Source organism: Klebsiella sp. LTGPAF-6F (assembly GCF_001753185.1).
In the GTDB taxonomy this organism is placed as follows: domain Bacteria; phylum Pseudomonadota; class Gammaproteobacteria; order Enterobacterales; family Enterobacteriaceae; genus Klebsiella; species Klebsiella michiganensis.
This window is the reverse complement of record NZ_CP017450.1, coordinates 3,784,140-3,798,348: the sequence shown is the minus strand read 5'-3', so window position 1 is coordinate 3,798,348 and position 14,209 is coordinate 3,784,140. Positions and strand designations below refer to the sequence as shown.

11 protein-coding genes and 1 pseudogene are annotated in these 14,209 nt (G+C 56.7%); 5 read left to right on the top strand and 7 right to left on the bottom strand.

Annotated features, from left to right (window positions below):
- The first annotated feature begins 6 nt into the window (after positions 1-6).
- On the top strand, positions 7-453 hold the full coding sequence (locus tag BJF97_RS17700) for a YcgN family cysteine cluster protein (RefSeq protein ID WP_004851995.1): 447 nt from the start codon (positions 7-9) through the stop codon (positions 451-453).
- 8 nt (positions 454-461) lie between these two features.
- Here the strand turns inward: BJF97_RS17700 and BJF97_RS17695 are convergent, their stop codons facing one another.
- The 3 genes from BJF97_RS17695 to nhaB all read right to left on the bottom strand — a co-directional run bounded on the left by BJF97_RS17695 (position 462) and on the right by nhaB (position 3,135).
- The gene (locus tag BJF97_RS17695) at positions 462-806 is read right to left on the bottom strand and encodes a DUF1971 domain-containing protein (RefSeq protein WP_004103255.1); all 345 of its coding nucleotides are present in this window, start codon (positions 804-806) and stop codon (positions 462-464) included.
- 116 nt (positions 807-922) lie between these two features.
- Complete coding sequence (gene dsbB / locus BJF97_RS17690; RefSeq protein ID WP_014229804.1) at positions 923-1,453, bottom strand: disulfide bond formation protein DsbB; 531 nt, start codon at positions 1,451-1,453, stop codon at positions 923-925.
- A gap of 128 nt (positions 1,454-1,581) precedes the next feature.
- Complete coding sequence (gene nhaB, locus BJF97_RS17685) at positions 1,582-3,135, bottom strand: sodium/proton antiporter NhaB (RefSeq protein ID WP_014229803.1); 1,554 nt, start codon at positions 3,133-3,135, stop codon at positions 1,582-1,584.
- Positions 3,136-3,380: 245 nt separating this feature from the next.
- Between nhaB and fadR the strand changes: the two genes are divergently transcribed.
- The gene (gene fadR, locus BJF97_RS17680) at positions 3,381-4,100 is read left to right on the top strand and encodes a fatty acid metabolism transcriptional regulator FadR (protein WP_014229802.1); all 720 of its coding nucleotides are present in this window, start codon (positions 3,381-3,383) and stop codon (positions 4,098-4,100) included.
- 60 nt (positions 4,101-4,160) lie between these two features.
- Here the strand turns inward: fadR and BJF97_RS17675 are convergent, their stop codons facing one another.
- On the bottom strand, positions 4,161-5,693 hold the full coding sequence (locus tag BJF97_RS17675) for a SpoVR family protein (RefSeq protein ID WP_004138526.1): 1,533 nt from the start codon (positions 5,691-5,693) through the stop codon (positions 4,161-4,163).
- Between the two features lie 321 nt (positions 5,694-6,014).
- On the opposite strand from BJF97_RS17675, the gene BJF97_RS17670 reads away from it, so the two are divergent.
- The gene (locus BJF97_RS17670) at positions 6,015-7,313 is read left to right on the top strand and encodes a D-amino acid dehydrogenase (RefSeq protein ID WP_014229801.1); all 1,299 of its coding nucleotides are present in this window, start codon (positions 6,015-6,017) and stop codon (positions 7,311-7,313) included.
- Positions 7,314-7,325: 12 nt separating this feature from the next.
- The gene (gene dadX, locus BJF97_RS17665; RefSeq protein ID WP_014229800.1) at positions 7,326-8,396 is read left to right on the top strand and encodes a catabolic alanine racemase DadX; all 1,071 of its coding nucleotides are present in this window, start codon (positions 7,326-7,328) and stop codon (positions 8,394-8,396) included.
- 82 nt (positions 8,397-8,478) lie between these two features.
- On the opposite strand, the pseudogene BJF97_RS17660 reads toward dadX, so the two are convergent.
- Together BJF97_RS17660 and ldcA are read right to left on the bottom strand one after the other, a co-directional pair.
- Positions 8,479-10,146 (bottom strand): annotated as a pseudogene (locus BJF97_RS17660) (potassium/proton antiporter); the annotation flags it as partial.
- Between the two features lie 92 nt (positions 10,147-10,238).
- Positions 10,239-11,153: a muramoyltetrapeptide carboxypeptidase gene (gene ldcA / locus BJF97_RS17655; RefSeq protein ID WP_014229799.1), complete on the bottom strand. Its 915-nt coding sequence runs from the start codon at positions 11,151-11,153 to the stop codon at positions 10,239-10,241.
- 95 nt (positions 11,154-11,248) lie between these two features.
- On the opposite strand from ldcA, the gene emtA reads away from it, so the two are divergent.
- Complete coding sequence (gene emtA, locus BJF97_RS17650; RefSeq protein WP_009651970.1) at positions 11,249-11,860, top strand: membrane-bound lytic murein transglycosylase EmtA; 612 nt, start codon at positions 11,249-11,251, stop codon at positions 11,858-11,860.
- A gap of 104 nt (positions 11,861-11,964) precedes the next feature.
- Here emtA and BJF97_RS17645 read toward each other — a convergent pair whose 3' ends face one another.
- A complete protein-coding gene (locus tag BJF97_RS17645; protein WP_014229798.1) occupies positions 11,965-13,713 on the bottom strand; it encodes an alpha,alpha-trehalase in 1,749 nt (582 codons plus the stop codon).
- Positions 13,714-14,209: the final 496 nt, after the last annotated feature.

Below are 14,209 nucleotides of genomic sequence, written 5' to 3'. Positions count from 1 at the left end.
ATCCCAATGAGCGAACAACCTTTCTGGCAACACAAAACACTGGATGAAATGAGCGATGCGGAGTGGGAATCACTTTGCGACGGCTGCGGACAGTGCTGCCTGCATAAGCTGATGGATGAGGATACCGACGAAATCTACTTCACCAACGTCGCCTGCCGTCAGCTTAATATCAAAACCTGCCAGTGCCGTAACTATGAGCGCCGTTTCGAATATGAACCGGACTGCATTAAGCTCACCCGCGACAACCTGCCTACGTTTGAATGGCTGCCGCCGACCTGCGCCTATCGTCTGCTGGCGGAAGGTCAACCGCTGCCGCACTGGCACCCGCTGTTAACCGGTTCGAAGGCGGCGATGCATGGCGAACGCATCTCGGTTCGCCATATTGCTGTGAAAGAATCCACGGTGGTTGACTGGCAGGATCATATCCTGAATAAACCAGACTGGGCGCAGTAGGCGCTCAGTTAGCCTTTCTTCGCGTGAAATAGCCCGCTTTCACCGTCGGCGTCATCTGCAACCCAAAAGTTAATATTGAACTGCGCGTCGTCGCTAAGCTCAATGCGGTGCCAGTACTGCGGCGGGCTGGTCGCGAACTGTCCGGCGTTGATAACGACTTTTGCTTCAGGCTCTGTCGCCTGTTCGTCGGCGAAACCATAATAGGTTACCGTACCTTCCATCACGCAAAGCTGGCCGAAAACACCCGCAGCGGTGTTGTGGTGCGTCAGCAGAGCGGCAGGGACGTTCTGTTTGGTAAAGAATGGGGTGGAGCGTTTTACCTTCCAGCTAGCGGGAATACGCAAATGAGACATCATGTGCTCCTTAGTTAACATCGATAAGTTGCATTTAATATGCAACTTTATGTGACCGACGTCAACGTGCAGGCAAAAAAAACGCTCCCGGAGGAGCGCTTTATCAGCAATCGTTCTTAGCGACCAAACAGATCGCGCTTTTTAGGTTTAAACGGCTGTGCGATAAGCACCAGCGCGCCGACAACCAGATAGGCGGCGAAGATCCCGACCAGCCACTGCGGCATTTCCAGCGTCAGGAATTCCCACTGGCGTACGGAGCAGTCACCGGTGGCGACAAATACCTGAGGCAGCCATTTATCCAGCGGCAGCCACGTGGGGAAACGAGCGGCGAAATCGCAGGTCTGGAAGGGGGATGGGTGAAGCTGAATCATGGTGTGTTCCCATGCCAGCTGCAGTCCGCGCAGGGCGCTGTAGAGCCAGATAATAATCGCCACATAGCGCAGAGGCGATTTTGGCGCAATGGCGCCGACAATACCGGCACCCATAATGCCAAAAAGCGCGCAGCGTTCGTAAATACAGAGTACGCAGGGTTGCAGCAGCATGACGTGCTGGAACCACAAAGCAACCAATTCAAGAACAAACGCGGTAAGCGCCATCAGGAGCCAGGCACCGCGTCCCCTTGAGCACTGGTTTAAATATCGCAACATAATCATTTCCCTGGAACATGCTAAATCATGGCAGTGTAAACGAAAACCGATGCGACGCCAGCAGCTAGTCTGAAAATATTACGTAAGCGAATATGGAATACCCGGATTTTTGATCCGGGTATTGCTTTTTATTTCAGCAGCTGAGGCGTCACCAGCCAACCCTGCTCCAGCATCCACTGGGTCGCCGGCATCAAGGTAAACTCGACGCACGCCAGGCCCACCAGGGTCAGGACGAGAGTATACGGCAGCGCCATCCACACCATACGGCCATAGGAGAGGCGAATCAGCGGGGCCAGCGCGGAGGTGAGCAGGAACAGAAACGCGGCCTGACCGTTCGGCGTGGCGACGGATGGCAGGTTAGTACCGGTATTAATGGCCACCGCCAGCAGCTCAAACTGCGGCAGGCCGATCGTCCCATGCTCCAGGGCCGCTTTCACTTCGTTGATGTACACGGTGCCGACGAAGACGTTATCCGAAATCGATGATAGCAGGCCGTTAAACAGATAGAACAGCGACAGCTGGGCGTGCGGCGAGGCCTGGAGAACAAATTCGATCACCGGGGCAAACAGGTGCTGATCGATGATCACCGCCACGACGGCAAAAAAGACCGTCAGCAGCGCGGTAAACGGCAGCGCTTCGGTAAACGCTTTGCCGATGGCGTGTTCGTCGGTGACGCCGGAAAAAGTCGTTGCCAGAACGATGACCGACAGGCCAATCAGGCCGACTTCCGCCAGATGCAGCGCCAGCGCGACGATCAGCCAGACGCCGATAATCCCCTGGGCGATAAGGCGCAGGCGATCCTGGCGGCTGCGGCTCTGACGGCTACGATCGTCAAACTCCTGCAGCACTTTGCGCACCGTTGGCGGCAGCGGTTCGCCGTAGCCAAACAGGCGGAATTTCTCCAGCAGCAGGCAGGTGAGCAGGCCGCATACCAGCACCGGTAAGCTTACCGGCAGCATGCGCATGAAGAATTCACCGAAGTGCCAGCCCGCGGCTTTGGCGATAATCAGGTTCTGCGGCTCGCCGACCATCGTCATTACGCCGCCGAGCGCGGTGCCGACCCCGGCGTGCATCATCAGGCTGCGCAAGAAGCCGCGAAACTGCTCCAGAACATCGCGATAGTGCTGCTCGATATGGCTGTCGTCGAGCATGTTGTCATCGTCCGGCCGCGCCGAAGCGGCTTTGTGATAAATACCGTAGAAGCCAACGGCTACGCTGATCACGACGGCGACAACGGTCAACGCGTCGAGGAAGGCGGAGAGGAAAGCGGACGCGACGCAAAACGCCAGCGACAGCAGCATCTTGCTGCGAATGCCGAGCAGCAAACGGGTGAAGATGAACAGCAGCAGCTGCTTCATGAAGTAGATACCCGCCACCATAAACATCAGCAGCAGCAGGACTTCAAGATTACTGGCCACTTCTTCGCGAATATGCCCGGGCGTGGTCATACCGATAAATACCGCTTCAATAGCCAGCAGGCCGCCCGGCAGCAGCGGATAACATTTAAGCGCCATCGCCAGGGTGAAGATAAATTCGATAACCAGCAGCCATCCGGCAATAAACGGATGAAGATAAAAGACCAGCGGATTAACGATCAAGAAAATGATGAGAGTGAGTTTGTACCAGTCCGGGGACTGACCAAGAAAGTTGCGCCACAGGGCGCGGCCATACGACATTTCCACGACAGACATCCTTTCTCCGTCAAATTCTGAAACATGATTTTATGCGTAACTATACGCAAGATTACCAGTTGCGCAAAACGAGACGCAACTTTCTTCGCATCACGTTCTTTAGCCACAGAAAGTGTGAAATGAAAAGTTGAAAATGAAACGGCGATCCCTTTTTAATTACTTTCTGGCGCTATCTGCCTTATGGTCGCTCTGGTATGATGAGTCGAATAGCAACGCTGTGTAATGGAAATCTTATTATGGTCATTAAGGCGCAAAGCCCTGCGGGTTTCGCTGAAGAGTACATCATTGAAAGTATCTGGAATAACCGCTTCCCTCCTGGTTCAATTCTTCCCGCTGAACGTGAACTTTCTGAACTGATTGGTGTTACCCGTACAACCTTACGTGAAGTGTTGCAGCGTCTGGCCCGCGATGGCTGGTTAACTATTCAGCACGGTAAGCCTACCAGGGTGAACAACTTCTGGGAAACGTCAGGTCTGAATATTCTCGAAACCCTCGCGCGTCTCGATCACGACAGCGTTCCGCAGCTGATTGATAATCTGCTGTCCGTGCGTACCAATATTTCGACTATTTTTATCCGCACCGCTTTCCGTCAGCACCCGGATAAAGCGCTGGAGGTTCTGGCGAGCGCGCGTGAAATTGAAGACCACGCCGATGCGTTTGCCGAGCTGGATTATAATATCTTCCGCGGTCTGGCCTTTGCTTCAGGTAACCCCATCTACGGCCTGATCCTCAACGGGATGAAAGGTCTGTACACCCGCATAGGTCGTCACTATTTTGCCAACCCGGAAGCGCGTAGCCTGGCGCTCGGCTTCTATCATCAGCTGGCGAAAGTATGTGAAGAAGGGCTTCATGAACAGGTTTATGAAATCGTTCGCCGCTACGGGCATGACAGCGGGGAGATTTGGCATCGTATGCAGAAGAATTTGCCGGGTGACCTGGCGATTAATATGCGCTAGACCCCGCCCACGAATAAACAACGCCCGGTTCTGTCACCGGGCGTTTTGCTTTTTTACGCGCTACAGCGGATTGGGCCGCGGCGGCGTGCGTTCCAGCAGCTCAACGCTACCATCGGCGTTTTGCTGCTCCAGAAGAACGTCAAATCCCCACAGGCGGTGGACGTGCTTCAGCACCTCGCGGCGGCCTTTATCCAGCGGCACGCGGTTGTGCGGCACGTAGCGCAGGGTGAGCGAACGGTCGCCGCGCAGATCCACATTCCATACCTGAATGTTCGGCTCGAGGTTGCTCAGGTTGTACTGCGCTGAAAGCTTCGAACGAATCTCACGATATCCCTCTTCATTATGAATGGCGGATATTTCCAGATAGTTGTTGTGATCGTCATCGAGCACGGTAAAGAAGCGGAAATCGCGCATGATTTTCGGCGACAGGAACTGGCTGATAAAGCTTTCATCCTTGAAGTCGCGCATGGCGAAGTGCAGGGTTTCGAGCCAGTCGGATCCGGCAATATCCGGGAACCAGTACCTGTCCTCTTCCGTCGGCGACTGACAAATACGTTTGATATCCTGGAACATGGCAAAACCCAGCGCATAGGGGTTAATGCCGCTGTACCACTGGCTGTTATAGGGCGGCTGGAACACCACGTTGGTGTGGCTGTGCAGAAACTCCAGCATAAAGCGCTCGGTGACTTTTCCTTCATCATAAAGATGATTCAGGATGGTGTAGTGCCAGAAGGTCGCCCAGCCTTCGTTCATCACCTGAGTCTGCTTCTGTGGATAAAAATACTGGCTGACCTTACGCACGATACGCAGGATCTCACGCTGCCATGGCTCCAGCAGGGGCGCGTTTTTCTCCATAAAGTAGAGCAGGTTTTCCTGCGGCTCAGACGGATAGCGGCGCGCCGCTTCAATGGTCTTTTCCTCTTCGCGCTTCGGCAGGGTGCGCCACAGCATATTCACCTGGCTTTGCAGATACTCTTCCCGGCTTTTTTGCCGCGCCTTTTCCTCCTGCAGCGAGATTTTCTGCGGGCGTTTATAGCGGTCAACGCCGTAGTTCATCAAGGCGTGGCAGGAGTCGAGCAGCTTCTCGACTTCATCAACGCCGTAGCGCTCTTCACATTCGGTGATGTATTTACGCGCGAAGATGAGATAGTCGATGATGGAGCTGGCGTCGGTCCAGCTGCGAAAGAGGTAGTTATTTTTGAAAAACGAGTTGTGCCCGTAGCAGGCGTGCGCCATCACCAGCGCCTGCATGGTGATGGTGTTCTCTTCCATCAAATAGGCGATACAGGGGTTGGAGTTAATGACGATTTCATAGGCCAGCCCCTGTTGCCCGTGCTTATAGGCCTGTTCGGTCTCAATGAATTTTTTACCAAACGACCAGTGCGGATAGTTAATCGGCATCCCGACGCTGGAGTAGGCATCCATCATCTGTTCGGAAGTAATGACTTCGATTTGGTGCGGATAGGTGTCAAGACGATACAGCTTCGCCACCCGATCGACTTCTGCCAGATAGGTTTCCAGCAGCTCAAAAGTCCAGTCGGGTCCATCGCTTAAACGGGTTGTGTCCTTGTTCATGGAATCAATCGTAGCCATTAGCGCGCCCTCGTTGTTGATGGTTCTCTCTGTACGGAAAACCTCTTAACAAGCATAGAACACGGCGTCGCAAACTGCGTGCATCCACATTTTCTTTTCTTCGCGATTTCACAATCTTATAGGCGTTTTTTTGCGGTTTAAACAGGATTTTATTCTGTAGAAAAATGAGGCGCAGCAGGAGATGGTAAACCGACGGGGGCAGAGCTGGCGCAGAACCCTGTGAGATAAGTCACCATAAATAAAGCGTATGTTGAATAATATTTTCATCTGAGTTATCAATTTGTAATCAGATGATTGTTCTTTAACGATTACGGAGCCGCTATGCGCGTCGTCATACTGGGAAGTGGGGTAGTTGGAGTCGCTAGCGCCTGGTACTTAAGCCAGGCAGGACATGAAGTGACGGTTATCGATCGTCAGCCGGGGCCGGCCGAAGAGACCAGCGCCGCTAACGCCGGGCAGATCTCTCCCGGCTACGCTGCGCCGTGGGCGGCGCCGGGCGTACCGTTGAAGGCGATTAAGTGGATGTTCCAGCGCCACGCGCCGCTGGCTATCGGGCTGGATGGCACGCCGTTCCAACTGAAATGGATGTGGCAGATGCTGCGCAACTGCGACACTCGCCACTATATGGAAAACAAAGGACGTATGGTGCGCCTGGCGGAGTACAGCCGCGACTGCCTGAAGGCGCTGCGCGAGAGCACCGGTATCCAGTATGAAGGCCGGCAGGGCGGCACGCTGCAGCTTTTCCGCACCGACAAGCAGTTCGAAAACGCGACCCGCGATATCGCGGTACTGCAGGAGGCGGGCGTGCCTTACCAGCTGCTGGAGGCAAACCGCCTGCTGGACGTTGAACCGGCGCTGGCGGAAGTGAGCCATAAACTGACGGGCGGTTTACGTTTACCCAATGATGAAACCGGCGACTGCCAGCTTTTCACCACGCGTCTGGCCCTGATGGCGGAACAGGCGGGCGTGACTTTCCGTTTTAATACACCGGTGGATGAACTGCTCTATGAAGGGGATCTCATCTCCGGCGTGAAGTGCGGCGCTGAAATCATCAAAGCCGACGCTTACGTGATGGCATTCGGTTCATATTCGACGGCCATGCTGAAAGGGCTGGTGGATATTCCGGTCTACCCGCTGAAAGGCTATTCGCTGACGATTCCGATCGCGCAAGAAGACGGCGCGCCGGTTTCGACTATCCTTGATGAAACCTACAAAATCGCCATCACCCGTTTCGACAGGCGTATTCGCGTTGGCGGAATGGCGGAAATTGTTGGATTTAATAAAGAACTGCTGCAGCCGCGGCGTGAAACCCTGGAGATGGTGGTGCGCGATCTGTTCCCGCGCGGCGGCCACGTTGAACAGGCAACCTTCTGGACCGGACTGCGTCCGATGACCCCGGACGGTACGCCGGTGGTGGGCCGCACGGCGTATAAAAATCTGTGGCTCAACACCGGCCACGGCACGCTGGGATGGACCATGGCCTGCGGTTCAGGCCAGCTGATCAGCGATCTGATCTCCGGGCGTACGCCGGCGATCCCGTATGACGATCTTGCCGTCGCCCGCTACGGCCGCGGCTTTACGCCGGCCCGCGCTCAGCATCTGCATGGCGTTCACAATTAACAAGGAGCTTTCATGTCTCGTCCTGTAAAGGCCAGCATTGATATGTCAGCCTTACGCCAGAATCAACACATTGTTCGCCGCGCGGCGCCCGGCTCGCGCCTGTGGGCGGTGGTCAAAGCCAATGCTTATGGCCACGGCCTGGCAAGGGTCTGGAACGCGCTGAGCGCCGCGGACGGTTTCGCGATGCTCAATCTTGAAGAGGCGATCCTGCTGCGCGAGCTCGGCTGGAAAGGGCCGATACTGATGCTGGAAGGTTTCTTCCATGCCGATGAGCTGGCGCTGTTTGATAAATACCGATTGACTACCAGCGTGCACAGTAACTGGCAAATCAAGGCGCTGCAGCAGGCGAAGCTGCACGCGCCCCTCGATATTTACGTCAAGGTGAATAGCGGGATGAATCGGCTGGGTTTTATGCCGGACCGTTTGCACATCGTCTGGCAGCAGCTGCGAGCGCTCGGTAACGTCAGCGAAATGACGTTAATGTCGCATTTCGCCGAAGCGGAAAACCCGGACGGCATTGTCGAGCCGATGCGGCGCATTGAGCAGGCGGCGGAAGGGCTGGATTGCCCGCGCTCGCTGGCGAACTCGGCGGCAACCTTGTGGCATCCGGAGTCGCATTTTAACTGGGTGAGGCCGGGGATCGTGCTGTACGGCGCCTCGCCTTCCGGCCTGTGGCAGGACGTGGCCAACACCGGGCTGAAACCGGTGATGACGCTAAGCAGCGAAATTATTGCCGTACAGAACCTGAAAGCCGGTGAAGCGGTCGGCTACGGCGCAACCTGGCGCACGGCGGAGGAGCGGCGTATCGGCATCGTTGCCTGCGGCTATGCCGATGGCTATCCGCGGCTGGCGCCGAGCGGTACGCCGGTGCTGGTTGACGGCGTACGCACCGTGACGGTCGGGCGCATCTCAATGGATATGCTGGCCGTGGATTTAACCCCATGCCCGCAGGCAGGGATCGGCGCGCCGGTTGAGCTGTGGGGCAAAGAGATCAAAATTGACGATGTCGCGGCCGCCTGCGGCACCGTCGGATATGAATTAATGTGCGCGCTCGCGCCGCGCGTACCGGTTGTGACGGTGTAACTTAGCCTGAGGCGGATCACTCCGCCTCATCTTCCGCCATCCGTACGCCGACCCGCAGTACGTGATCCTCTTCTTTTTCCGCCACCGTCCACACCATCCCGGCAAATTCCACCTGGTCGCCGACCACCGGGGCGGCGCCTAACAGGTGCTGTATGACGTCACCCAGCGACTGCTGGCGATCGCGAAACTCTTCTCCCCCGTCAATGCCGTAAATCTGCGCGACGTCGGCAAATCTGGCGCTGGCATCGAGGATAAAATCACCGAAGAAGCGCTGATCCAGCGCCACCGGCGGCGACTGGCTGAACAGTTTACCCAGCGCGGGCAGGTCACGTTCGCGGCCAATCACGCAGAGAATATCGCCTTCCAGCAGCCGGGTACTGCCGGTAGGGTGCAGGAGTACGTTGTCGCGAAACAGCGCGGCAATCCGCGTCTCCGGCGGCATATGCAGGTCGCGCAGCGCCGCGCCGACGCACCATTTTTCGGCGCTAAGCTGGTACACGAACTGCTCCCACGGGTTTTCCGGATGGATATCCAGCCCGACGCGGGAGATGGGCGAGCCGACCGGCGGCACCACCACTTTGGCTTTCTTCGCCGCCCAGGAGAGCGAGGTCCCCTGTAACAGCAGCGAGACCAGCACCACGAAGAAGGCCACGTTAAAGAACAACCGCGCATTCTCCAGGCCCGCCATCATCGGGAAGACGGCGAGAATAATCGGCACCGCGCCGCGCAGGCCCACCCAGCTGATAAATATCCGCTCGCGCAGGTTGAAGCCGCGAAACGGCAGCAGACCGGCAAACACCGACAGCGGACGGGCGATAAAGATCATCCACATCGACAGAATGAGCGCCGGGATGGCGATAGGCCACAGGTCGGACGGGGTGACCAGCAGGCCGAGCACCAGGAACATGGCGATCTGCGCCAGCCACGCCAGGCCGTCGAAGTTTTGCAGGATACCGTGGCGGTTGCGAATCGGCCGGTTGCCGAGCAGGAATCCGCACAGGTAGACCGCGAGGATGCCGCTGCCGTCCAGCGAGGTGGTGGCGGCGAAAATCATGATCCCGCCGCTCAGCGCCAGCAGAGGATAAAGCCCGGCCGGCAGCACAATGCGATTAATCATCTGCAGCAGCAGATAGCCGCCGCCGAGGCCGATAGCGATACCCAACCCGAACTGCTGCACGATATGCACCGCGAACATCCAGCTCAGGCCGGTCTCGTGCTGCTGAATCATCTCGATAAGGGTAATGGTCAGGAACACCGCCATCGGATCGTTGCTGCCGGATTCAATTTCCAGCGTCGAGCCGACGCGTTCGTTCAGCCCTTTACCGCCGAGGAGTGAGAACACCGCCGCGGCATCGGTTGAGCCGACGATAGCGCCGATCAGCAGCCCTTCAATCAGGTTGAGATGAAACAGCCAGGCCGCCATCAGTCCGGTCAGGGCCGAGGTGATTAGCACCCCGACCGTGGCGAGCGAGAGGGCGGGCCACAGCGCCACGCGAAAAGAGCTGGCCTGAGTGCGCATCCCGCCGTCAAGCAGGATAACCGCCAGCGCCAGGTTGCTCACCATGTAGGCGAAAGGGTAGTTGTCAAACGGAATGCCGCCGATACCGTCAATGCCCGCCAGCATCCCAATCGCCAGGAAGATAACCAGAATCGGGATGCCGAGGCGTGAGGAAAAGGAACTTAATAAAATACTACAGGTTACTAAAACAGAACCCAGGATAAACAGACTAATGACCGCAGCGGCGTCCAATGTTGACGTACTCCTTACCGGCGTGAAGATAAATTAAAAACTACACCATTTTAACAATCTGACGCCGATCGGGATATGCGTTAGAGGAATTTTTATTCCGCCAGAACCGGGTGGCCGCTGATGCTTAACGTGGTGATGGATGCGTTGTTTACCAGCAATGCTCTGGCGCCAAGCGGCAGGGTGACCGTACGCTGCTCGTGACCGAAATCCAGGCCGCTGATGACCGGAATGTTAAGCTGCTGGCGAAGGTAGTCGTATACCATAGGCAGATCGTATCCGGCATCGTAGTCGTTGGCGTTTGCGCCGGTAAAACTGCCGAGGATAATCGCCCGCTGGCGCGCGAGAATACCGCTGTTGAGCAGCTGTAATAGCATGCGTTCGACGCGGAACGGGTGTTCGTTAATATCTTCCACCACCAGAATTCCGTCGCTAATCTGCGGCATCCACGGGGTGCCGATAAGCGAGGTCAGCATCGCCAGGTTGCCGCCCCACAGCGTGCCGTCGGCGCGACAGTCCGGGCCTTCACCGTGCCATTCGAGCGTAAACGCCGGGTTGCGCAGCGCCTGCCAGAAATGGTGCTCGGTAAATTCGTTCAGCGTTTCAGCGCCGAAGTTTCCCGCCAGCATCGGCCCGCTAAAAGTGATTATGCTACCCTTTGCCAGCAGCCCCAGCTGGATGGCGGTGAAATCGCTGTGGCCGCAAATAAGCAGCGGATCCTGCTGCTGGCGCGCGATCAGCGCCTGCCAGTCAATCTGCGGCAGCAGGCGAGTCGCGCCGTAGCCGCCGCGTACCGCCAGCACGATGCGGTTTTTACCGGCGAGGGCGGCGAGCTGGTTGATATCGGCAAGGCGTTCATTCTCAGTTCCGGCAAAGCGCAGCGCCCGGCGGGGAATGACTTCCTGGTGTGCGACCTGGTGCCCGGCCTCCTGCAGACGCTGCACGCCGCGATACGCCGCTTCCTGGTTGATGCAGTAACCGGAAGGGGCGACGAGATAAAACTGAGACATGACAATTCCTTGCTAAGAATGAAAGGGTTATCATGCCGCCTGGAGCGTTTATTGTCATCTCCGTGCGGCAAACTTCAGCCAATAAGGATAGATGTGTGAAATTGAGATGGTGTGTTTTTTTATGTGTATTGTTGGCCGGTTGTAGTTCAAAACACGATTATCGTAACCCGCCGTGGAACCCGGAAGTCCCGGTTAAGCGGGCGATGCAGTGGATGCCAATCAGCGAAAAAGCCGGTGCGGCGTGGGGCGTCGATCCCCAGCTGATTACCGCCATCATCGCCATTGAGTCCGGCGGTAACCCGACGGTGGTCAGCAAATCCGGCGCGGTTGGCCTGATGCAGCTGAAGCCCTCGACCTCCGGTCGCGATGTTTACCGGCGGATGGGCTGGAGCGGGGATCCTTCGGTGAGCGAGCTGAAGAATCCCGAGCGCAATATTTCGATGGGGGCGGCCTACCTCAGCATCCTCGAAAACGGTCCGCTGGCGGGGATTAAAGACCCGCAGGTGATGCGCTATGCGGTGGTGGTCTCCTATGCCAACGGCGCGGGCGCGCTGCTGCGGACATTCTCGTCCAATCGCCAGGATGCGATTGAAGAGATTAACGATATGGACGCCGATGATTTCTTTGAGCACGTGGTGAAAAAGCATCCGGCACCGCAGGCGCCGCGCTATATCTGGAAGCTGCAGAAGGCGCTGGACGCCATGTAAAGGGCGCTCCCCGCAGGTTCAACTTGCCGGGGAGCCGTCGGCCCGGCCGATTCTGGAACTGCAAATTGATAAAGACGCGCGGCGGGCCCCCGCCGCGCGGAGGTTTACGGCGCGACTTTTTTCTCCTCTACCGCAGCCGGCTGCTGAGCGGCAGGCTGCGCCGAGACGTCCGCCGCTTTGCCGTTGTCGTCATTTGCCGCCGGTCGCGCGGTGGGGACGGAGTCACACGGCTTCTCTTTCGGACACACCAGGTCCAGCATCTTCAGGGTGACGCCGTTGGTCCAGCCAAAGCCGTCCTGTAGCGGATACTCTCCGCCACCGCCGCCTGTTCCGGTCGAGCTGACATCATATTTTTCCACCAGCTTCTGTTCGCTGTTGTAGGTGTGCTGAACGTTGCTGAGGAACCGCCAGCTCACCTCCATTGCGATTTTCTGCTGGCCATACTTTTGCAGGCCTTCAGCGGCGACCCACTGCAGCGGCGCCCAGCCGTTCGGCGCATCCCACTGCTGGCCGCTATTGACGGTCGTGGTGGTCAGGCCGCCGGGCTTGAGCAGTCGCGCTTCGGTGGCGGCGGCGACCTTCGCGGCGCGTTCGCTGGACGCGGCGTTAACGTACAGCGGGAACAGCGCCGCGGCGGTCAGCTGATTGCGCACCTTATGACTTTTCAGATCGTAATCGGCGTACCAGCCCTCTTTATCGTTCCACAGATATTTCTCCAGCGCTTTCTGACGGGCGTTGGCTAAGGCGTCATACTGCGCGGATTTAGCGCTATCCCCTGCCGCTTTACTGGCGCGGGCGATGGCTTTTTCCATGTGGAACATCAGCGAGTTCAGATCGACCGGAACAATCGAGGTGGTGCGGATGGTGCCGAGCTGCTGCGGGTTATCCATCCAGCGGGAGCTGAAGTCCCAGCCGGATGCCGCGGCGGAGCGCAGATCGCGGTAGATTTCCGTGGCCGGTCGGTTGGGATTGTTTTTGGCGGTCGTGACGTCGTCCAGCCAGGATTCCGGACGCGGCGTGTCGTTATCGTCCCAGTAGCGGTTGAGCAGGGCGCCGTCGGCCATCCGCACCACGCGCTTACTGGCGCTGCCGGGCTCAAGCGCCTCAGCGCCATCCATCCAGTACTGGTACTCTTTCTCCATTTGCGGCAGCCATTTTTTGAGCGCTTCATCGCCCTCGTGCGTGGCCAGCAGTTCAACCATAAACGGGAAGAACGGCGGCTGCGAGCGGCTCAGATAGTAGGTGCGGTTGCCGTTGGGTATATGGCCCCAGGCGTCGATCTCCGCGGCGAAGTTGGTCACCATATCTTCAATTTTATCCCAGTGGCCGCTCTCAGCCAGGCCGAGCATGGTGAAGTAGCTGTCCCAGTAATAGACTTCGCGAAAGCGTCCGCCGGGCACCACGTAGGGCTTTGGCAGCGGCAGCAGCGAATCCCATTTTTCGACGTCGACGGTACTGCGGGTCAGTACGGGCCATAATCCGTTGATATGCTGGCGCAGCGTTTGTCCTTTTGGCGGAACGTACTGGTCGTTTTCGCGAGGCAGGGTAAAGTTGAGTTCGACGAAGTGCCGCAAATCAAAGCTGGTCTGGCTTTTCTGCATACGATAATCGGCAAGGATCATCAGCGGGTCGCCGTTCGGAATGGCGTCAGCAAACGTTTTCTGGTCAGAAAAAAGTTTCGCGCTTTGCACATCGTTAAATAGCGGACCGAGCAGGATATCGGGTGATTGCGGGGTGGGACGGGTTTCTTCAGCCTGAGCCGTCAACGTCGCCAGGGCGACAAACGCGCCCCCTAGCGCCAGACGAAGAGCAAAAGGCAGGGTAGCGGGGCGACGGGAAACGGGACTCGTCATAGATTGTTCTCCTTATCATTGCAGACTATGTGCCACTGCATTCGGCCATCAGAAAACCTTAGACGAATATCCGCCGCTGCGCGTGTCCGAGGTAACATTTTACGTGAAAACAGAGTATTTACCGCCCACTGGCCGGCAGCCAACCGGCACTATTGTGCTAAGCACAATATTATAATCTTAATCATATGAAACTGGCATGATGTTATTTGTGTTATGAATGTTTTTGCGCAAATAAAAAACACCGTTCAATAGTAATGCCAGTAAATAGAAAACGGAACTGATGTTTATCTGTGACAATAATGGTCATATTTATCGCCTTTTAAAAATTGCGCAAAGGATGAAAACCTGTGATCTGTCAGACAGAATTCCCGGGATTAATATGACTGAAGGCTGACAGGATCACATAAATTAAAAAACATAAATAATTAATTAAAAAACATAATGGCGCCCGCATAGCGGATAAGTAAAAAATGCAGACATTACAGAAACCGGTTTC